General features: G+C 67.5%; 12 protein-coding genes. 6 read left to right on the plus strand and 6 right to left on the minus strand.

Annotated elements, in window-relative coordinates; all coding sequences use genetic code 11:
- Window positions 1-105 precede the first annotated feature (105 nt).
- From BLR75_RS03395 to BLR75_RS03415, 5 genes are all read left to right on the plus strand, one after another.
- Complete coding sequence (locus BLR75_RS03395) at window positions 106-366, plus strand: YeaC family protein (protein ID WP_084309956.1); 261 nt, start codon at window positions 106-108, stop codon at window positions 364-366.
- Entirely contained in the window at window positions 366-1,193 is an 828-nt protein-coding gene (locus tag BLR75_RS03400; RefSeq protein WP_084309957.1) for a DUF2797 domain-containing protein, read from the plus strand. Before BLR75_RS03395 ends, BLR75_RS03400 begins: the two co-directional genes overlap by 1 nt.
- Window positions 1,194-1,256: 63 nt before the next feature.
- Window positions 1,257-3,914 (plus strand): aminopeptidase N, encoded by a 2,658-nt coding sequence (gene pepN, locus BLR75_RS03405; RefSeq protein WP_084309958.1) that lies wholly within the window; start codon window positions 1,257-1,259, stop codon window positions 3,912-3,914.
- Window positions 3,915-4,190: 276 nt separating this feature from the next.
- Window positions 4,191-5,252, plus strand: a complete 1,062-nt coding sequence (locus BLR75_RS03410; protein WP_084309959.1) for a WD40/YVTN/BNR-like repeat-containing protein — start codon at window positions 4,191-4,193, stop codon at window positions 5,250-5,252.
- 14 nt (window positions 5,253-5,266) lie between these two features.
- The gene (locus BLR75_RS03415; protein ID WP_090415982.1) at window positions 5,267-7,648 is read left to right on the plus strand and encodes an efflux RND transporter permease subunit; all 2,382 of its coding nucleotides are present in this window, start codon (window positions 5,267-5,269) and stop codon (window positions 7,646-7,648) included.
- A gap of 423 nt (window positions 7,649-8,071) precedes the next feature.
- On the opposite strand, the gene BLR75_RS03420 is transcribed toward BLR75_RS03415, so the two are convergent.
- From BLR75_RS03420 to BLR75_RS03445, 6 genes are read right to left on the minus strand one after another with little or no spacing between them, the layout of a single operon-like run.
- Window positions 8,072-9,709 carry a BatD family protein gene (locus tag BLR75_RS03420; protein ID WP_084309960.1) on the minus strand — a complete coding sequence of 546 codons (1,638 nt, stop codon included), beginning with the start codon at window positions 9,707-9,709 and terminating at the stop codon, window positions 8,072-8,074.
- A complete protein-coding gene (locus BLR75_RS03425; RefSeq protein WP_084309961.1) occupies window positions 9,706-11,451 on the minus strand; it encodes a VWA domain-containing protein in 1,746 nt (581 codons plus the stop codon). Before BLR75_RS03425 ends, BLR75_RS03420 begins: the two co-directional genes overlap by 4 nt.
- Window positions 11,448-12,470 (minus strand): VWA domain-containing protein, encoded by a 1,023-nt coding sequence (locus BLR75_RS03430; protein WP_084309962.1) that lies wholly within the window; start codon window positions 12,468-12,470, stop codon window positions 11,448-11,450. Before BLR75_RS03430 ends, BLR75_RS03425 begins: the two co-directional genes overlap by 4 nt.
- Window positions 12,463-12,957, minus strand: a complete 495-nt coding sequence (locus BLR75_RS03435; protein WP_084309963.1) for a DUF4381 domain-containing protein — start codon at window positions 12,955-12,957, stop codon at window positions 12,463-12,465. Before BLR75_RS03435 ends, BLR75_RS03430 begins: the two co-directional genes overlap by 8 nt.
- Window positions 12,954-13,901 (minus strand): DUF58 domain-containing protein, encoded by a 948-nt coding sequence (locus BLR75_RS03440; protein ID WP_084309964.1) that lies wholly within the window; start codon window positions 13,899-13,901, stop codon window positions 12,954-12,956. Before BLR75_RS03440 ends, BLR75_RS03435 begins: the two co-directional genes overlap by 4 nt.
- A 40-nt stretch (window positions 13,902-13,941) precedes the next feature.
- On the minus strand, window positions 13,942-14,901 hold the full coding sequence (locus BLR75_RS03445) for an AAA family ATPase (RefSeq protein ID WP_084309965.1): 960 nt from the start codon (window positions 14,899-14,901) through the stop codon (window positions 13,942-13,944).
- 300 nt (window positions 14,902-15,201) lie between these two features.
- Here BLR75_RS03445 and BLR75_RS03450 point away from each other — a divergent pair, with 300 nt between their 5' ends.
- Window positions 15,202-20,055, plus strand: coding sequence for an NAD-glutamate dehydrogenase (locus tag BLR75_RS03450; RefSeq protein ID WP_084309966.1), 4,854 nt, complete (start codon window positions 15,202-15,204; stop codon window positions 20,053-20,055).
- Window positions 20,056-20,514 lie beyond the last annotated feature (459 nt).

Raw genomic sequence — 20,514 nt, forward strand, 5'->3', positions numbered from 1 at the left:
CCGCTCGTACAGGGGCGGCATCATTCGCCCTACTGACCGATGTCCGTGCGCCGCGCGGTTCGGGCCGGTAGAATGCGCGTCTTTGCCCTTTCCAGGAGCCGGCCCATGTCGTCCTTCGCCGAAATGATCGAGAACATCACCCCGGAGATCTACCAGAGCCTCAAGCTGGCGGTGGAGATCGGCAAGTGGCCGGACGGCCGCAAGCTGACCCAGGAGCAGAAGGAGCTCAGCCTGCAGGCAATGATCGCCTGGGAGACCCAGAACCTGCCGGAAGAAGAGCGCACCGGCTACATGGGCCCGCAGGAGTGCGAGTCGCATGCCGAGCCGATCCCGAACATCCTGTTCAAGTCCGACGCGCTGCACTGATGAACGAACTCGGACGTGGCGCGCTCAGCAAGATGTCGGCGCGCCTTGAAGCACCCGTGCAGTACGCCTTCCGCCTCGGCGATGCGGAAGTGGCGGCCAACCCGCTGATCGGCAGTACCGTGCGCCTGGAATACCTCGGCGCGATCTTCTGCACCCACTGTGGTCGCAAGACCAGGAAGAGCTTCAGCCAGGGCTACTGCTATCCCTGTTTCACCAGGCTGGCGCAGTGCGACAGCTGCATCGTCAGCCCGGAGAAGTGCCACTTCGACGCCGGCACCTGCCGCGAGCCGGAGTGGGGCGAGCGTTTCTGCATGACCGACCACGTGGTCTACCTGGCCAACTCGTCGGGCGTGAAGGTCGGCATCACCCGCGCCAGCCAGGTGCCGACGCGCTGGATCGACCAGGGCGCGCGCCAGGCGCTGCCGATCATGCGGGTCGCCACGCGGCAGCAGTCCGGCCTCGTCGAGGACCTGCTGCGCAGCCAGGTCGCCGACCGCACCAACTGGCGCGCGCTGCTCAAGGGCGACTCCGAGCCGCTGGACCTGCTGGCCATCCGCGAGCAGCTGTTCGACCAGTGCGCCGACGGCCTGCGCGAACTGCAGCAGCGCTTCGGCCTGCAGGCGATCCAGCCGGTCACGGACATGCAGCCGATCGAGATCGAGTATCCGGTCGAGGCCTACCTGGCGAAGATCACCAGCTTCGATCTGGACAAGACGCCGGTGGTGGAGGGTACCCTGCAGGGTATCAAGGGCCAGTACCTGATCTTCGATACCGGCGTCATCAATATCCGCAAGTACACCGCCTACCAACTGGCGGTGAGTGCTTGACTCAAGGCGGGGCGGCGTAACCCGACCGTCCCGGTTCGAGTATTTTCCGAGGGGCCACAAGCCATGCGCACCGAGCAACCGAAAGTCATCTACCTCAAGGACTATCAGGCGCCCGAGTACCTGATCGACGAGACCAACCTGACCTTCGAGCTGTACGAGGACCACACCCTGGTCCACGCCCAGCTGGTCATGCGCCGCAATCCGGAGTGCGGCGAGGGGCTTCCGCCGCTGGTGCTGCACGGCCAGCAGCTCGAACTGCTGTCGCTGGCGCTGGACGACCGCACCCTGCAGGCCGGCGACTACCAGCTCGACGGCGAACACCTGACCCTGCAGCCGACGGCGAAGAACTTCACCGTCGACAGCAGCGTGCGCATCCATCCGGAAAGCAACACCGCGCTGGAAGGGCTGTACAAGTCCGGCAAGATGTTCTGCACCCAGTGCGAGGCCGAGGGTTTCCGCAAGATCACCTACTACCTCGACCGTCCGGACGTGATGAGCAGCTTCACCACCACGGTCTCGGCCGAGCAGCACGCCTACCCGGTACTGCTCTCCAACGGCAACCCGGTGGCCAGCGGCTCGGAAGAGGGCGGCCGGCACTGGGCGACCTGGCAGGACCCGTTCAGGAAGCCGGCCTACCTGTTCGCCCTGGTCGCCGGCGATCTCTGGGCGGTGGAAGACAGCTTCACCACCATGAGCCAGCGTGAAGTCGCCCTGCGCATCTACGTCGAGCCGGAAAACATCGACAAGTGCCAGCACGCCATGGACAGCCTGAAGAAGTCCATGCGCTGGGACGAGGAGGTCTACGGCCGCGAGTACGACCTGGACATCTTCATGATCGTCGCGGTCAACGACTTCAACATGGGCGCCATGGAGAACAAGGGGCTCAACATCTTCAATTCCAGCTGCGTGCTGGCCAAGGCGGAAACCGCCACCGACGCCGCCCACCAGCGCGTCGAGGGCGTGGTCGCCCACGAGTACTTCCACAACTGGTCGGGCAACCGCGTGACCTGCCGCGACTGGTTCCAGCTGTCGCTCAAGGAAGGCTTCACCGTGTTCCGCGACTCGGAGTTCTCCGCCGACATGAACTCGCGCACGGTCAAGCGCGTCGAGGACGTGGCCTTCCTGCGCACCAACCAGTTCGCCGAGGACGCCGGTCCCATGGCGCACCCGGTGCGCCCGGATTCCTTCATCGAGATTTCCAACTTCTACACCCTGACCGTCTACGAGAAGGGCTCGGAAGTGGTGCGGATGATCCACACCCTGCTCGGCGCCGAGGGCTTCCGCAAGGGCACCGACCTGTACTTCGAGCGCCACGACGGCCAGGCGGTGACCTGCGACGATTTCGTCAAGGCCATGGAAGACGCCAACGGCGTCGACCTCACCCAGTTCAAGCGCTGGTACAGCCAGTCCGGCACCCCGCGCCTGGCGGTGGAAGAAAGCTATGACGCCGCAGGCAAGACCTACACCCTGACCTTCCGCCAGAGCTGCCCGCCGACCCCCGGCCAGCAGACCAAGGCGCCTTTCGTCATCCCGGTGGAAATGGGCCTGCTCGGCGCCGCCGGCCAGCCGCTGCCGCTGCGCCTGCAGGGCGAGGACGCCGCCGCCGGCGACAACCGCGTGCTGGCGATCACCGAGGCGGAGCAGTCCTTCACCTTCGTCGATATCGCCGAGAAACCGCTGCCGTCACTGCTGCGCGGCTTCTCCGCGCCGGTCAAGCTGAGCTTCCCCTACAGCCGCGACCAGCTGATGTTCCTCATGCAGCACGACAGCGACGGCTTCAACCGCTGGGAAGCCGGCCAGCAGCTCAGCGTGCAGGTGCTGCAGGAGCTGGTCGGCCAGCAGCAGCGCGGCGAGGCGCTGAAGCTCGACCAGCGCCTGGTCAGCGCCTTCCGTACCCTGCTGCTCGACAGCTCGCTGGACCAGGCCATGGTCGCCGAGATGCTCTCGCTGCCGAGCGAGGCCTACCTCACCGAGATCAGCGAAGTGGCCGACGTCGAGGCGATCCACGCCGCCCGCGAATTCGCCCGCCAGCGTCTGGCGGAAGAGCTGCACGAGCCGCTCTGGCAGCGCTACCAGGCGAACCGCATCGCGTCCCGCGAGACGCCCTACGTCGCCGAAGCCAGCCACATCGCCCGCCGCAGCCTGCAGAACATCGCGCTGTCGTACCTGATGCTGAGCGGCCGGCCGCAGGTGCTGGAAGCCTGCCTGGAGCAGTACCAGCACTGCGACAACATGACCGAGCGCCTGACCGCCCTGGCGGTGCTGGTCAACTCCGCGTTCGAGGCCGAGAAGGCGAAAGCGCTGGAGATGTTCGCCGACTACTTCAAGGACGACCCGCTGGTGATGGACCAGTGGTTCAGCGTGCAGGCCGGCAGCACCCTGCCGGGCGGGCTGGAGCGCGTGCAGGCGCTGATGCAGCACCCGGCCTTCACCCTGAAGAACCCGAACAAGGTACGCGCGCTGATCGGCGCCTTCGCCAACCAGAACCTGGTCAACTTCCACCGCGCGGACGGCGCCGGCTACCGCTTCCTCGCCGACCAGGTGATCACCCTCAACGCGCTCAACCCGCAGATCGCCTCGCGCCTGCTGGCGCCGCTGACCCGCTGGCGCAAGTACGCGCCGGCGCGCCAGGCGCTGATGCGCGGCGAGCTGGAACGCATCCTCGCGTCCGGCGAACTGTCCAGCGACGTCTACGAGGTGGTGAGCAAGAGCCTCGCCTGATTCCCGCGGCGGCACTCGCCGCGGTCGCTACCCAGGGGGTGTTACCGGTTCGCGCCGGTAACACCCTTTTTGTTTCCTGCGCGGGCGTTCGGGCGGCTGGCGACGCGCCGGAAATGGCGGGTGATCCCCCCTTCGGGTGGCGGTAATCATCCTTTGGAACGAGGCTCGGGCGCCTTAACAAAAGATAACGTGGCGTTAATTGTCAGCCCCGGCAAACGCTGGCTATATAGCGACCAATCAATACACCGCTCCAATAAGAACAAAGAGGTAAAGGCTATGTGTGAGCCCATGTGGCGCACCTTGAGTGACCGGCCTGCGCACCCGCTGCGTAAATCTTTTGCGCTGCTCGGTGCACTTTCCTGCATGCTGCTTTCCGCTGCTCCGCTCCAGGCCGACGAGGCCCCGGCGGCGAACCCGGAAACCGTCTACTCGATCATCTCGGCGAAGGCCTCGAAGACCTTGCTGGTGAGCGTCGCCCATGCCGGCAAGCGCCTGGTGGCGGTCGGGGACCACGGCCACATCGTCTATTCCGATGACGATGGCAAGAGCTGGACCCAGGCCAAGGTGCCGACCCGCCAGCTGCTGACCTCGGTGTTCTTCGTCAACGACAAGAAGGGCTGGGCGGTCGGTCACGACGCGCAGATCCTCGCCAGCGAAGACGGCGGTGCCACCTGGACCCGACAGTTCCAGGACCTCTCCCGCGAATCCCCGCTGCTCGACCTCTACTTCTTCGACGAAAACCACGGCCTGGCCATCGGCGCCTACGGCACGCTGCTGGAAACCACCGACGGCGGCAAGAACTGGGAAGACGTCAGCGATCGCCTGGACAACGAAGACCAGTTCCACCTCAACGCCATCACCCAGGTGAAGGACTCGGGCCTGATGATCGTCGGCGAGTCCGGCAGCATCTTCCGCTCGAAGGACAACGGCGAGACCTGGGAACGGCTCGAGAGCCCCTATGAAGGCTCGCTGTTCGGCGTGGTCGCCACCCGCCTGCCGGGCACCGTGCTGGCCTACGGCCTGCGCGGCCACCTGTTCCGCTCCACCGACTTCGGCGACAGCTGGCAGCAGGTACAGCTGCAGAGCGCCGATGGCGAGCTCGAATTCGGCCTGTCCGAAGGCGCCCTGCTGGACAACGGCACCGTGGTGATCGTCGGTCATGGCGGCAGCGTGCTGGAAAGCAAGGATGACGGTCAGAGCTTCACCGTCTACAACCGGCCGGATCGCCTGTCGCTCGCCGGTGTCAGCTCGGCCGGCAATGGCGAACTGATCCTCGTGGGTCAGGGCGGTGTCCACGTGGCTTCGGCGACCGGCGCCGAACCGACTGAACAACAATAGGCCGGGGAATCGGAATGAACGCTGTGAATACCCATCATCAGGACAAGGCGACCTTCCTCGAGCGCCTGATCTTCAACAACCGTCCGGTCGTCATCCTCCTCTGCCTGCTGGCGAGCGTCTTCCTGTTCCTCCAGGCGATGCAGGTCCGCCCGTCGACCAGCTTCGAGAAGATGATTCCGCTCAAGCACCCGTTCATCCAGAACATGCTTGCGCACACCAACGACCTGGCCAACCTCGGCAACACCGTGCGCATCTCGGTGGAAGCGGTGAACGGCGACATCTTCACCAAGGAATACATGGACACGCTGCGGCAGATCCATGACGAGGTCTTCTACATTCCGGGCGTCGACCGTGCCGGCCTGAAGTCGCTGTGGAGCCCGAGCGTACGCTGGACCGAAGTGACCGAGGACGGCTTCGCCGGCGGCGAAGTGATCCCGCAGACCTACGACGGCTCGCCCCGCGCGCTGGACGACCTGCGCAACAACGTCCTGAAGTCGGGCCAGATCGGCCGACTGGTGGCCAACAACTTCCGTTCCAGCATCGTCGACGTGCCGCTGCTGGAGGTCTATCCGGACGCCAAGGACCAGAGCAAGCTGCTGCACCTGGACTATCGCCAGTTCTCCCATGAGCTGGAAGAGAAGATCCGCGACAAGTACCAGCTGCAGAACCCCAACGTGAAGATCCACATCGTCGGCTTCGCCAAGAAGGTCGGCGACCTGATCGACGGCCTGATCATGGTGGTGGGCTTCTTCGGCATCTGCTTCATGATCACCCTGGTCCTGCTGTACTGGTTCACCAAGTGCATCCGCTCGACCATCGCCGTACTCTCCACCACCCTGGTGGCGGTGATCTGGCAGCTCGGCCTGCTGCATGTCATCGGCTTCGGTCTCGACCCGTACTCGATGCTGGTGCCGTTCCTGATCTTCGCCATCGGCATTTCCCACGGCGTGCAGAAGATCAACGGTATCGCCCTGCATTCCAGCGACGCCGAAACCCCGCTGCTGGCGGCACGGCGTACCTTCCGCCAGCTGTTCCTGCCGGGCATGATCGCCATCCTGGCCGATGCCGTCGGCTTCATCACCCTGCTGGTGATCGACATCGGCGTGATCCGCGAGCTGGCCATCGGCGCCTCCATCGGTGTGGCGGTGATCGTGTTCACCAACCTGATCCTGCTGCCGGTGGCGATCTCCTACCTCGGCATCAGCAAGCGCGCGGTCGAGCGCAGCAAGGAAGACGCCGTACGCGAACATCCGTTCTGGCGCCTGCTGGCCAACTTCGCCAGCCCGGTCGTGGCGCCGATTTCCATCGGCATCGCGGTGATCATGTTCGGCGTCGGCATGTGGGAAGGCCATAACCTGAAGATCGGCGACCTCGACCAGGGCGCGCCGGAACTGCGTCCGGACTCGCGCTACAACCTGGACAACGACTTCATCATCAGGAACTTCTCGACCAGTTCCGACGTGCTGGTGGTGATGGTGCAGACCGAAGCGGAAGGTTGCTCGGCCTACGGCACCATGGCCGCCATCGACGAGCTGGCGTGGAAGCTGCAGAACACCCCCGGCGTGCAGTCCGCCATCTCCATGGTCACCGTCTCCAAGCAGGCGATCAAAGGGATGAACGAGGGCAGCCTGAAGTGGGAAACCCTGTCGCGCAACAAGGACGTGCTGAACAGCTCGATCGCTCGCGCCGAAGGCATGTACAACAGCAACTGCTCGCTGGCGCCCCTGCTGGTCTACCTCAACGACCACAAGGCCGAGACCCTCGACCGTGCCGTGCACGTGGTGCAGGAATTCGCCAAGGAGAACAACAAGGAAGGCCTGGAGTTCAAGCTGGCCGCGGGTAACGCCGGTATCGAGGCGGCTACCAACGAGGTCATCAAGCAGTCCGAGCTGATCATCCTGGTGCTGGTGTACATCTGCGTGGCGGTCATGTGCATGATCACCTTCCGCTCCTTCGCCGCCACCCTGTGCATCGTGCTGCCGCTGATCCTCACCTCGGTGCTGGGCAACGCGCTGATGGCGCTGCTGGGCATCGGCGTGAAGGTGGCGACCCTGCCGGTGATCGCCCTCGGCGTGGGTATCGGTGTGGACTACGGCATCTACATCTACACCCGCCTGGAGTCCTTCCTGCGCATGGGCCTGCCGCTGCAGGAGGCCTACTACCAGACCCTGAAGTCCACCGGCAAGGCCGTACTGTTCACCGGCCTGTGCCTGGCGATCGGCGTGGCCACCTGGATCTTCTCGGCGATCAAGTTCCAGGCGGACATGGGCCTGATGCTGACCTTCATGCTCCTCTGGAACATGTTCGGCGCCATCTGGCTGCTGCCGGCCCTGGCCCGCTTCCTGATCAACCCCGAGAAGCTGCAGACCAAGAAGGCATCGATCTTCGCCCACTGATCCCGGTAGGCGAAACGAAGAAAAACCGCGGCCCAGGCCGCGGTTTTTTTATGCGCGTGCCTGGGATGCGTCGCCGGTCGTTGTGGAGCGTCCCAACCATGAAAGAACAAGTCGCCATTGCGGCGCAGCGGCAAACGTAGGATGGGTTGAGCGCAGCGATACCCATCGTGCCTTGGACGCAGGAACGTCCGACGATGATACGCACCTCGGCGGGTTTCACCCGCCCTACGCCGGAGGTCGCGGGCATGGCCCGCTTACAGGTGTAACCACCCCCGGTAGGGCGCATAACGCGCCAGCGTTATCCGCCATTTTTCGGCGTGGGGACGGAGGAAGAGCGGGGTTACTGCAGGAGCGCACCAGGGCGCGACCGGTCGCGGGCATGGACCAGGCGTCCCCGCCCGTCCTGCAGGCCCGGCATTGGCCTCAACGCGGATACAACGGCGGCAGGCTGCTGCTCTCCTGCGTTGCGCCTTCCGGTGTCTCGATGGCGGGCAGGGTGCGGATGGCGCGCCAGAGGTCCTCGCCCTGCCAGGAATGCCCGGTCTCGCTGTACAGCGCGCCATTCAGCCCGTCCAGCGCGTCGGACAGCGGCACGAAGCGCGCCGCCATGTCGGCCAGGGTTTCCGGCTGGTGGCGGGCCCAGGCGTCGAGGGCCTGGCGGGTGGCGTGGGGGTCGTTGGCCTGGCAGGCGCGGCGCAGTTCGTCGAGCAGGGTGCGCGGGTTGGGCGCGTTCGCCGCGGCGCGGGCCACGGCCGGCAGGCGGCGGGCGCGCCACCAGAGGCCGAAGCCGAGCAGGGTGGTGAGCAGCAGCAGGGCGCTGGCGAGCTGCCACGGCCACAGCAGCGCCTTGCCGTTGGCGACCTGAGCCGGCGTCGCCTGGGACGCGTCCTGCGCTTCCAGTTGCGGATTGCTGGCGACTTCCAGCAGCCGGCCGGGCAGGCGGGTGCGCTCCACGCGGTTGCTCTGGGTATTCCACCAGACCACCTCGACGGGCGGCAGCTCCAGCTGTCCGGGCTTGTCGGGCACCAGCGCCGCGCGTTCCTCGCGGCTGCCGATCAGGCCCTGCTCGCCGCTCTGGTCGTTCAGCTGCGGCTGGTCGGGGTAGTGGCGCAGGCCTGCCGGCAGCTCCTGCGGCAGCGGCGGCAACTGCGCGCTGGAGAGTCCATCGACGCGCAGCAGCAGGCCGCGGGTGAGCGCTTCGCCGGCGCGCGCCTGTTCCGGCTGCGGGCTCCAGCTTTCCTCCAGGGTGACTGCGCGGGCCGGCAGCCAGGGCACGTCGCGCGGATATTCCGCCGGTTTGGGCCGGACCTGCAGGGGGATTTCCGGCGAGGTGACGCGGATCTGCCTGCCCATCGGCGGGCCGAACGGCTGGTAGGGATCGCTGCCGTCCTGGGCGACCTGGGTGGCGCTGAAGGTCTGGCTGGGGATGCTCAGCACGCCGCTCTGCTGTGGATAGATGGCATAGCGCGTCTCGATCACGCCGTGGCGCACGCCGTTGATTTCCTTTTCATAGGTGCGTGGCTGGCCGAGCTGCTCGACCCGCGCGTCGGCGATCTGCAGCGGGCTGAGGTTGCTGTCGTCGTACAGCGAGACCGAGTGGTAGATGCGCAGGGTGAGGATGACCTGCGCCTGCACGTAGACCTCCTCGTGGTCGACGCTGGCGTCGATGAACACCGGCGCCAGCCGCCGCGCCCGGCCGCTGGTCTCGGCTTTCTGTACCTGCAGGGCGATCGGCGCGGTGTGGCTGCCGTCGAGGCGGATCGATGGAATCGTCACCTCGCCGCTCTGCAGTGGCCGCAGGGTGATGATCCAGCGCGTGGTCGCCCGCGCCCGGCCGCCGATGGTGGTGAGGCGGTTGACCTGGCGGGTGCCGAGGATCGCGAACTGGTCTGCCAGCGGGGTGATGTCGGGCTTGCCGAATACCGTGGGATCGTCCGATTCCAGGGTGAGGTCGACGCTTTCGCCCTCGGTCAGGCGGGTGCGGTCGACGCTGGCGGTGAATGCGGCCATGGCCTGGAGGCTGACGATGGAAAGCAGGAGCAGGCAGAGCAGCCGTTTCATCGAGGATTTTCCTGGCGCTGTTGCTGTTGGTACCAGAACTTGCGGCGCAGCAGTTCGGAGGGGTTGTCGGGAATCTCCCGCAACCATTGTTCCAGGGCCTGGCGGCGTTCATCGCCGAGCTGACCGGCGGGTTCGGCGACGGCGCTGCCCGGCTGCTCTTCGCTGGATTCGCCAGGGCGATTGGCGCTGGGCTGGTCCGCTTCGCCCTGGGCCAATTCATGGCCTGGCGGCGCGGCGGAGGCGGAATCCTCCCGGGCATCGCCCTGTTCTTCGCCGGGCCGGGCCGGGCGGGTTTCGCCGCCCTCGCCGGACTGCTGGTCGTCCGCCTGCGGGGAGACCTCTTCGCCGTTTTCGCCGCTTTCCTCGCGCTGGCGCAGCAGGTCTTCCAGCAGCGCCTTGTTGTGCTGCGCCTGTTTCAGCTGCGGATCGCGTTCCAGCGCCTGTTCGTAGGCGTCGATGGCCGCTTCCAACTGGTCCTGGCGGGCCAGCGCGTTGCCCCGGTTGTAGTGGTCGGCGGCCGCGTCGCCCTGGGCGAAGGCCTGCGCCGCGCCGGCGTAGTCGCCGGCCCGGTAGAGGGCGAGGCCGCGCCAGCGGAAGTCCTCGAAGTGCGCCGCGGCTTCGGCGGGGCGCCCGGCGTCGAGCAGTTGCCGGCCCTGCTGGTCGGGGCGCAGCCAGAGGTCGCGGAACTCCAGGGCGTTGGCCGGCTGCGGCGCGGCCAGCGACAGCGGCAGCAGCAACGGCAGGCTGAACAGCCAGCCGCGGCGTCCGGCGCAGGCGGCCAGGAGCAGCAGCGGCAACAGCAGCCAGTGACCCTGGTCGGCCCAGCGCTGCAGGCGCAGCAGGGCGTCCTCGGAGCTGGCCGCCGCGGCGCCGGAGGCGTCCAGCAGGCCCAGCGCGCGCAGGTCGCCATCGCCGGGGCGCAGGCGCTGGTAGCCGGCGCCGAGGTCATCGGCGAAGCCGCCCAGGGCGTTTTCGTCGAGACGCGGCAGGAGGATGCTGCCCTGGGCGTCCTTGAGGTAGCTGCCGTCTTCCTGGGCGATCGGCGCGCCGCCGGCGGTGCCCACGGCGAGCAGCGCCAGGCGCTGGCCGTTGCCGCCGAGTTCCTGGCGGATGCCCTCCTGCTCCTGCGGGTCGAGGCTGCTGGTGATCAGCAGCATGCGCCCGCGGCCCTGGGCGCCCTGGTCGAGCAGGTTGCGGGCCTGGCGCACGGCGAGGTCGGCGCGCTGCCCGGCGGCCGGCATGATCGACGGCTTGAGCGCTTCCAGCAGGTTGCGCGCGGTGAACTGGTCGTTGGACAGCGGCACCAGGGTATGGGCGCTGCCGGCATAGACGACGATGGCGGTCTGCGCGTCGCTGCGCGCTTCGAGCAGGTCCAGCAGCTTGCGCCGGGCCTGTTCCAGGCGGTTGGGCGGCAGGTCGGTGGCGAGCATTTCCGGAGTGAGTTCGAGCATCACCACCAGCGGATCGCTGCGCTGCAGCGCCGGTTGCTCCAGGCGTTGCCAGCTCGGCCCGAGCAGGGCGAGCAGGGCCAGCAACCAGGCGAGGCCGAGGTAGATCCACGGGCTGCGATCGCTGCGCCGCTTGCTGCCGCTGAGCAGCCAGGGATGGAAGGCCGGCGGCAGCAGCAACTGCCAGCGGCCGGCGCGGCGCTGGCGGTGCCAGAGTTTCCAGATCAGCCAGGCCAGCGGCGGCAGCAACAGCAGCCACCAGGGCCGCAGCAGGTGGGGCAGGATACCGCTCATGGGCGCCTCCACGGCAGCCGGCGCGGCCAGCGCCAGTCTTCCGGCGGCCACAGTTCGCGCGCCACCAGCAGCACGCTGAGCAGCAGCGCGCCGACCAGCGGCCAGGCGTACAGGGCCAGCGCCGGGCGCACCTGGGTGGGTTTCTGCGCCACCGGTTCGAGGCGGTCGAGCGTCGCGGAAATCCGCTGCAGTTCCTGGCCGGAGCGGGCGCGGAAGTACTCGGCGCCGGTGGTCGCGGCGATGCCCTTGAGGGTCGGCTCGTCGAGATCGAGGCCGGGATTCAGCCCGAGCAGCCCGGCCACGCCGCCCGGGGCGACATCGGCGCCGATGCCGATGGTGTAGACCTTGACCTTCTCCTCGGCGGCCAGCCGCGCGGCGAGCAGCGGGGCGATCTCGCCGCCGGTGTTGGCGCCGTCGGTGACCAGCACCAGCACGCGGCTGTCCGCCGGGCGCTGGCGCAGGCGCTTGACGGCCAGGCCGATGGCGTCGCCGATGGCGGTGTCCTTGCCGGCGATGCCGATCAGCGCTTCGTCCAGCCAGACCCGCACGGTATGCCGGTCGAAGGTCAGCGGCGCCTGCAGGTAGGCCTTGCTGCCGAACAGGATGAGGCCGACGCGGTCGCCGTTGCGCTCCTCGATGAAGTCGCCGAACAGCTTCTTCACCAGCTCCAGGCGGCTGACGCTGGCGTCGTCCCACTCCATGTCGGCGTAGTCCATCGATCCGGAGACATCCACCGCCAGCAGCAGGTCGCGGCCGCTGGCGGGAATCGGCAGCGGCTCGCCGACCCACTGCGGGCGCGCCGCGGCGATCAGCAGCAGCAGCCAGAGCAGGGCGAACGGCGCCTGCTGGCGCCAGGCCGGCAGGCGTGCGCGGGCGCGGCGGCCGGCGAGGCCTTCGAGTTCGTCGAGGAAGCTGACCTTCAGCGCCGCCTCGCCGCTGTCGGCGGCCGGCAGCAGCAGGCGCAGCAGCCAGGGCAGGGCGGCGAGGAGGAAGACCCAGGGCCAGGCGAACTCAAACATGCTTGCGCACCCAGGTTTCCACGGAGACGGTGAGGCCGTCGATGGCCTTGTCGTCGAGCTTGCATTCGGCGCGGTAGCCGCCTTCCACCAGGATCATCCAGCGGGTCAGGCCGGCGGCCGGGCAGCGGTTGTCGAGGAAGGCCAGCCAGGCGCGGCCGCTCAGGGTATGGCTGCGGTCGTCCGGCCAGCGCGCGCGGCAGAGGCGCTTGAGCAGGCCGTTGATGGCCTGCAGCCAGGGGCCGGCGGGCGCGCCGCCGTAGGGCTTGGGCAGGCGCGCGAGTTCTTCCAGGGCGGCGCTGCGCAGCGGGTCGAGCGGCGCTTCGCCGGCTTCCGCCTGGCGCCGCGGCAGCCAGCGCGCGCGGGTGCGCCAGGCGGCCCAGCCGAGCAGCGGCAGCAGCGCGGCCAGCAGCCACCAGCCCGGCGCCGGCGGCCACCAGGGCACTTCCGCGGGCTGGATCAGCGGGTACAGCTGGTCGAGCGGGTTCATGGGCGGAATCCCGGCTGATGCTGTTCCAGCAGGTCGCGCAGCTGGTCCACCAGTTCCTCCTGGGTGGTCAGCGGCAGCAGCGGGATGCCGAGGCGTAGGGCGAGGCGCTGCCAGCGTTCGCGGCGCGCCTCGCCGAGGGCGCGGTAGGCCAGGCGCTGTTCATCTATATGGGTGTCCAGCTCCAGGTGCGCCGGGCCTTCGACGAAACGCAGCAGGCCGGCGGCGGGCAGCGCCTGGTCGAGCGGATCGGAGACCGGCAGGAGGATCAGGTCGGTGTGCCGGGCGAGCAGGCCGAGCTGCTGCTCCACCAGGTCGCTCAGCGAGCGCTCGTCGCAGAGGATCATCACCAGGCTGCCCGGGCGCAGCACCTCGCGGGTGCGCCGCAGGGCCATGCTGAAGCCTTCGCCGGTGCCGCCCGGTGCCGCGCCGGCGGCCAGCCCGTGGTTGGCGCGGACCACCAGGTTGAGCAGCTGCAGCAGGCTCTGCTTGCTGCGCCGCGGCTTGATCTCCTGGCAGTCGCTGTCGGTGAATACCAGCCCGCCGATACGGTCGTTGTGCGCCAGCGCCGACCAGCCGAGGAAGGCGGCGGCGCGGGCGGCGAGTACCGACTTCAGGCACAGGCCGGAACCGAAGAACAGCCGGCTGCTCTGTTCGACGAGGATGAACACCGGCCGCTCGCGTTCCTCGTGGAACAGCTTGGTGTGCGGCTCCCGGGTGCGCGCGGTGACGCGCCAGTCGATGGTGCGCACGTCGTCGCCGGCCTGGTAGATGCGCACCTGGTCGAAGTCCACGCCGCGACCGCGCAGGCGCGAATGGTGCAGGCCGATCAGCGGGCTGCGCCGGGCGGGGGTGGAGAACAGCTGCACCTCGCGCACCCGGTGGCGCATCTCGATCAGTTCGGCGAGATTGGTGCAGACGCCGGGTGGCGCGGGCTGGGCGTGCATGCTCAGGGCCGGCCGGCGCCGGTCGGGCGGGTGGCGCTCATCAGGCCACCGCCACCACGTCGAGGATGCGCTGCACCACGCGGTCCTGGTCGATGCCGGCGGCTTCCGCCTCGAAGGTGAGGATCAGGCGGTGGCGCAGCACGTCGAACAGCACCGCCTGGATGTCTTCCGGGCTGACGAAGTCGCGGCCGCCCAGCCAGGCGTGGGCGCGCGCGCAGCGGTCGAGGGCGATCGAGCCGCGCGGGCTGGCGCCGTAGGAAATCCACTCGGCCAGCTCCGCATCGAACTTGGCCGGGGTGCGCGTGGCCATGATCAGCTGCACCAGGTATTCCTCCACCGCGTCGGCCATGTACAGGCCGAGGATTTCCTGGCGCGCGGCGAAGATCGCCTCCTGGGTCACCCGCCGTTCCGGCTTGGTCTCGCCGTGCATCGCCTCGCCGCGTGCCTGCTGGAGGATGCGCCGCTCCACGGCGGCTTCCGGGTAGCCGATCTTGACGTGCATGAGGAAGCGGTCGAGCTGCGCTTCCGGCAGCGGGTAGGTGCCTTCCTGCTCGATCGGGTTCTGCGTCGCCATCACCAGGAACAGCGGCGGCAGGTCGTAGGTGCTGCGGCCGACCGAGACCTGGCGCTCGGCCATGGCCTCGAGCAGCGCCGACTGCACCTTGGCCGGGGCGCGGTTGATTTCGTCGGCCAGCACCAGGTGGTGGAAGATCGGCCCCTGCTGGAACACGAAGGTGCCGTTCTCCGGGCGGTAGATCTCGGTGCCGGTGATGTCCGCCGGGAGCAGGTCGGGGGTGAACTGGATGCGGTGGAACTCGGCTTCCAGGCCTTCGGCCAGGTCCTTGATCGCCTTGGTCTTGGCCAGCCCGGGCGCGCCTTCCACCAGCAGGTGGCCGTCGGCGAGCAGGGCGATGAGCAGGCGCTCGATGAGCTTTTCCTGGCCGAGGACCTGGCTGGAGAGGAACTGGCGCAGCGCGAGAAGGGACTCACGATGGGGCATCGAGGGAATTTCCTTGACCTGGGGAACGAGCCGGGAGCAGCCGGCCGGGCCCCATACTTTACTGCATAGCCCCCGTTGCGTGCAGCGCCGGCCTGGACGGCGACAGCCCCAGGCTGACCGAATATGTCGCAGCCTCATAAGCGTTGCCGCTGCGTCTGTGGCTAATCTCTGCCGCTGTGGTGACCGCCTGGTCGGGGTTGCCCTTCGCGAGGCCGCGGCGCCGTTCGCCCTGCCGCCTCGCCAGCACGGATAAGCGATCTACGCTGAATTCGAATACGACGAGCCAAGCGGAGTACCAACATGGCGTTCTTCACCGCGGCCAGCAAAGCCGACTTCCAGCAGCAACTGCAAGCGGCCCTGGCGCAGCATGTGGGCGAGAAAGGGTTGCCACAAGTGACCAAGTTCGCCGAGCAGTTCTTCGGTCTGATTTCCCTCGATGAGTTGACCCAGCGCCGGCTGTCCGACCTGGTCGGCTGCACCCTGTCGTCCTGGCGCATGCTCGAGCGCTTCGACCCCAGCCAGCCTGAAGTTCAGGTCTACAACCCCGACTACGAGAAGCACGGCTGGCAGTCCACCCACACCGCGGTGCAGGTGCTGCATCCGGACCAGCCGTTCCTGGTCGATTCCGTGCGCATGGAGCTGATCCGCCGCGGCTACAGCATCCACACCCTGCAGACCACGGTGATCAGCGTGCGCCGCAACGCCAAGGGCGAACTGCTCGAGCTGCTGCCCAGGGGCAGCCAGGGCAAGGACGTGCGCCACGAGTCGCTGATGTACCTGGAGATCGACCGCTGCTCGCAGGTCGGCGAGCTGAAGACCATCGCCAAGTCGCTGCTGGAAATGCTCGGCGAGGTGCGCCTGGCGGTGGCCGACTTCCCCGCCATGCAGGAAAAGGCCGCCGACCTGCTGACCTGGCTCGGCAAGTCGAAGCTCAAGGGCCGCGCCGAGGAAGTCGCGGAAGTCCGCACCTTCCTCGAATGGCTGCTGGACGATCATTTCACCTTCCTCGGCTACGAGGAATTCACCGTGGCCGACGAGACCGACGGCGGCCGGATGGTCTACGACGAGGGCTCCTTCCTCGGCCTGACCAAACTGCTGCGCACCGGCCTGAAGAAGGACGAACTGCACATCGAGGACTACGCCGTCGCCTACCTGCGCGAGCCGGTGCTGCTGTCCTTCGCCAAGGCCTCGCAGCCGAGCCGCGTGCACCGGCCGGCCTACCCGGACTACGTGTCGATCCGCGAGATCGACGGCAAGGGCAAGGTGGTCCGCGAGTGCCGCTTCATGGGCCTGTACACCTCGTCGGTGTACGCCGAGAGCGTGTTCGACATTCCCTTCGTGCGCGGCAAGGTGGCGGACGTGCTGCAGCGCTCCGGCTTCGACGCCAGGGCGCACCTGGGCAAGGAACTGGCGCAGGTGCTGGAAGTGCTGCCGCGCGACGACCTGTTCCAGACGCCGGTGGAGGAGCTGTTCAACACCACCATGTCGATCATGCAGATCCAGGAGCGCAACAAGATCCGCGTGTTCCTGCGCAAGGACCCCTACGGCCGCTTCTGCTACTGCCTGGCCTACGTGCCGCGCGACATCTATTCCACCGAGACCCGGCTGAAGATCGAGCAGGTCCTGCGCGACCGGCTGAAGGCCAGCGACTGCGAGTTCTGGACCTTCTTCTCCGAGTCGGTGCTGGCGCGCGTGCAGTTCATCCTGCGCGTCGATCCGAAGAACCGCATCGACGTCGACGCCGCCCAGCTGGAGCGCGAATGCATCCAGGCCTGCCGCTCCTGGCAGGACGACTACGCCGGGCTGGTGGTGGAGAACTTCGGCGAAGGCCAGGGCAACAACATCCTCGAGGACTTCCCGAAAGGCTTCCCGGCCGGCTACCGCGAGCGCTTCGCCCCGCACTTCGCGGTGGTCGACCTGCAGCACCTGCTCAGCCTGTCCGACAGCAAGCCGCTGGTGATGAGCTTCTACCAGCCGCTGGCCCAGGGCGAACAGCAGCTGCACTGCAAGCTGTACCACGCCGATGCACCGCTGGCGCTGTCCGACGTCCTGCCGATCCTGGAGAACCTCGGCCTGCGTGTGCTCGGCGAGTTCCCCTACCACCTGCGCCACGCCAACGGCCGCGAATACTGGATCCACGACTTCGCCTTCACCTATGCCGAAGGCATCGACGTCGACATCCAGCAGCTCAACGAAATCCTCCAGGACGCCTTCGTCCACATCGTCAGCGGCGACGCCGAGAACGACGCCTTCAACCGCCTGGTGCTGACCGCCGGCCTGCCGTGGCGCGACGTCGCCCTGCTGCGCGCCTACGCGCGCTACCTGAAGCAGATCCGCCTGGGCTTCGACCTCGGCTACATCGCCAGCGCGCTGAACGCCCACGTGGACATCGCCCGCGAACTGGTGCGGCTGTTCAAGACCCGCTTCTACCTGGCGCGCAAGCTGGCCGGCGAGGACCTGGAGGACAAGCAGCAGAAGCTCGAACAGGCGATCCTCAGCGCCCTCGACAACGTCCAGGTGCTCAACGAAGACCGCATCCTGCGGCGCTACCTGGACCTGATCAAGGCGACCCTGCGCACCAACTTCTACCAGACCGACGCCAGTGGCCAGAACAAGAGCTACTTCAGCTTCAAGTTCAACCCGAAGGCGATTCCGGAGCTGCCCAAGCCGGTGCCGAAGTACGAGATCTTCGTCTACTGCCCGCGCGTCGAGGGCGTGCACCTGCGTGGTGGCAAGGTCGCCCGCGGCGGCCTGCGCTGGTCGGACCGCGAGGAGGACTACCGCACCGAGGTGCTCGGCCTGGTCAAGGCGCAGCAGGTGAAGAACGCGGTGATCGTGCCGGTCGGCGCCAAGGGCGGCTTCATCCCGCGCCGGCTGCCGGTGGGCGGTACCCGTGACGAGATCCAGGCGGAAGCCATCGCCTGCTACCGCATCTTCATCTCCGGCCTGCTGGACATCACCGACAACCTCAAGGAAGGCGAGGTGGTGCCGCCGGCCAACGTGGTGCGCCACGACGAGGACGACCCCTACCTGGTGGTGGCGGCGGACAAGGGCACCGCGACCTTCTCCGACATCGCCAACGGCATCGCCGCCGAATACGGCTTCTGGCTCGGCGACGCCTTCGCCTCCGGCGGCTCGGCCGGCTACGACCACAAGGGCATGGGCATCACCGCGCGCGGCGGCTGGGTATCCGTGCAGCGGCACTTCCGCGAGCGCGGCATCGACGTGCAGAAGGACAGCGTCACCGTCATCGGCATCGGCGACATGGCCGGCGACGTGTTCGGCAACGGCCTGCTGATGTCGGACAAGCTGCAGATGGTGGCCGCCTTCAACCACATGCACATCTTCCTCGACCCGAATCCGGACCCGGCGGCGAGCTTCGCCGAGCGCCAGCGCCTGTTCAACCTGCCGCGCTCGTCCTGGGCGGACTACGACACCTCGCTGATCTCCGCCGGCGGCGGCGTGTTCCCGCGCGCGGCCAAGAGCATCGCGCTGAGCCCGGAAGTGCGCGAGCGCTTCGACATCCAGGCGGAGAAGCTGACGCCCACCGAGCTGATCAATGCCCTGCTCAAGGCACCGGTGGACCTGCTGTGGAACGGCGGCATCGGCACCTACGTGAAATCCAGCCGGGAAACCCACGCCGACGTCGGCGACAAGGCCAACGACGGCCTGCGCGTGGACGGCCGCGAACTGCGCGTGAAGGTGGTGGGCGAGGGCGGCAACCTCGGCATGACCCAGCTGGCGCGGGTGGAGTTCGGCCTCAACGGCGGCGCCTGCAACACCGACTTCATCGACAACGCCGGCGGCGTGGACTGCTCGGACCACGAGGTCAACATCAAGATCCTGCTCAACGAGGTGGTGGCCGCCGGCGACATGACCGGCAAGCAGCGCAACACGCTGCTCGCCGAGATGACCGAGCAGGTCTCCGGCCTGGTGCTGGGCAACAACTACAAGCAGACCCAGGCGCTGTCCCTGGCCGAGCGCCGCGCCCGCGAGCGCATCGCCGAGTACAAGCGGCTGATGAACGACCTGGAGAGCCGCGGCAAGCTGGATCGCCCGCTGGAGTTCCTGCCCACCGACGACGTGCTCGCCGAGCGCATCGCCGCCAACCAGGGGCTGACCCGCGCCGAGCTGTCGGTGCTGATCTCCTACAGCAAGATCGACCTCAAGGAGCAGTTGCTGAAGTCGCAGGTGCCGGACGACGACTACCTCACCCGCGACATGGAAACGGCCTTCCCGAAGACCCTGGTGGAACGCTTCGGCCAGGCCATGCGCAGGCACCGCCTGAAGCGCGAGATCGTCAGCACGCAGATCGCCAACGACCTGGTGAACCACATGGGCATCACCTTCGTGCAGCGGCTGAAGGAGTCCACCGGCATGAGCCCGGCCAACGTCGCCGGCGCCTACGTCATCGTGCGCGACATCTTCCACCTGCCGCACTGGTTCCGGCAGATCGAGTCGCTCGACCACCAGGTGCCGGCGGAAGTGCAGCTGACCCTGATGGACGAACTGATGCGTCTCGGCCGCCGCGCCACCCGCTGGTTCCTCCGCACCCGCCGCAACGAACTGGACGCGGCGCGCGACGTGGCGCACTTCGGCCCGCGCATCGCCGCCCTCGGCCTGAAGCTCAACGAGCTGCTCGAAGGCCCGGTGAGCGAGCTGTGGCAGGCGCGCTACCAGGGCTACGTGGACGCCGGCGTACCGGAGCTGCTGGCGCGCATGGTGGCCGGCACCAGCCATCTGTACACCCTGCTGCCGATCGTCGAGGCCGCCGACGTCACCGGCCGCGACCCGGCCGAGGTGGCGCGCGCCTACTTCGCCCTGGGCAGCGAGCTGGAACTGACCTGGTACCTGCAGCAGATCAGCAACCTGCCGGTGGAGAACAACTGGCAGGCGCTGGCCCGCGAAGCCTTCCGCGACGACCTCGACTGGCAGCAGCGGGCGATCACCGTGTCGGTGCTGCAGATGCAGGACGCCCCGGCGGACATCGGCGAACGCGTGGCGCTGTGGGGCGAGCAGCACCGCTCGCTGGTGGAGCGCTGGCGCGCCATGCTGGTCGAACTGCGGGCTTCCACCGGCACCGACTACGCGATGTACGCGGTAGCCAACCGGGAACTGCTCGACCTGGCGCAGAGCAGCCAGCACGGGGCGTGAGTTCCCAGGCCGGCAGATAGTCTCTCCGAGAACCCAGCCCCGCCTTGTGCGGGGCTTTTTTTTTCGATTCCTGCCCATGGTCCCCAGGTTCCCGCGCAGGAACGTCGAGAGCTGCATTCCCAACGATGAAAGGCGGCGATGGAGTCCCCCCATGGTTCCCACGCTCCCGAGTGGGAACCCATCCCGGGACGCTCCTGCCTTTTCGATTCAGGATCGTCAAGAGCTTCCCAAGCGTGGGAAGGATGAAAGGTGGCCATGGAATGGGACAAATGTCACAAAAATAGCAATTTGATACTAATTATTTACACCCTTTCGGACGGTGTTTTCAGAACGATACACACACGATTTCTTACAACTTCCTCTTCATCCACCGCCCGCCACCGGGTTCCGGAATTCTTTCCCTCCGCAGTCTTGTTCCCTCCTTTCAACGGTTTATGAGGAAGTCCTTATCTTCTTCGA

Origin of the sequence: Pseudomonas jinjuensis (assembly GCF_900103845.1) — a bacterium.
Taxonomy (GTDB): Bacteria; Pseudomonadota; Gammaproteobacteria; order Pseudomonadales; family Pseudomonadaceae; genus Pseudomonas; species Pseudomonas jinjuensis.

What these genes read in the sequence shown, in the direction of transcription:
- BLR75_RS03410 (WP_084309959.1), top strand. Translation starts at nt 4,191, where the DNA reads ATGTGTGAGCCCATGTGGCGCACCTTGAGTGACCGGCCTGCGCACCCG.
- BLR75_RS03420 (WP_084309960.1), bottom strand. Translation starts at nt 9,709, where the DNA reads ATGAAACGGCTGCTCTGCCTGCTCCTGCTTTCCATCGTCAGCCTCCAG.
- BLR75_RS03445 (WP_084309965.1), bottom strand. Translation starts at nt 14,901, where the DNA reads ATGCCCCATCGTGAGTCCCTTCTCGCGCTGCGCCAGTTCCTCTCCAGC.
- BLR75_RS03440 (WP_084309964.1), bottom strand. Translation starts at nt 13,901, where the DNA reads ATGCACGCCCAGCCCGCGCCACCCGGCGTCTGCACCAATCTCGCCGAA.
- BLR75_RS03395 (WP_084309956.1), top strand. Translation starts at nt 106, where the DNA reads ATGTCGTCCTTCGCCGAAATGATCGAGAACATCACCCCGGAGATCTAC.
- BLR75_RS03415 (WP_090415982.1), top strand. Translation starts at nt 5,267, where the DNA reads ATGAACGCTGTGAATACCCATCATCAGGACAAGGCGACCTTCCTCGAG.
- BLR75_RS03430 (WP_084309962.1), bottom strand. Translation starts at nt 12,470, where the DNA reads ATGTTTGAGTTCGCCTGGCCCTGGGTCTTCCTCCTCGCCGCCCTGCCC.
- BLR75_RS03400 (WP_084309957.1), top strand. Translation starts at nt 366, where the DNA reads ATGAACGAACTCGGACGTGGCGCGCTCAGCAAGATGTCGGCGCGCCTT.
- BLR75_RS03435 (WP_084309963.1), bottom strand. Translation starts at nt 12,957, where the DNA reads ATGAACCCGCTCGACCAGCTGTACCCGCTGATCCAGCCCGCGGAAGTG.
- BLR75_RS03450 (WP_084309966.1), top strand. Translation starts at nt 15,202, where the DNA reads ATGGCGTTCTTCACCGCGGCCAGCAAAGCCGACTTCCAGCAGCAACTG.
- BLR75_RS03425 (WP_084309961.1), bottom strand. Translation starts at nt 11,451, where the DNA reads ATGAGCGGTATCCTGCCCCACCTGCTGCGGCCCTGGTGGCTGCTGTTG.
- pepN (WP_084309958.1), top strand. Translation starts at nt 1,257, where the DNA reads ATGCGCACCGAGCAACCGAAAGTCATCTACCTCAAGGACTATCAGGCG.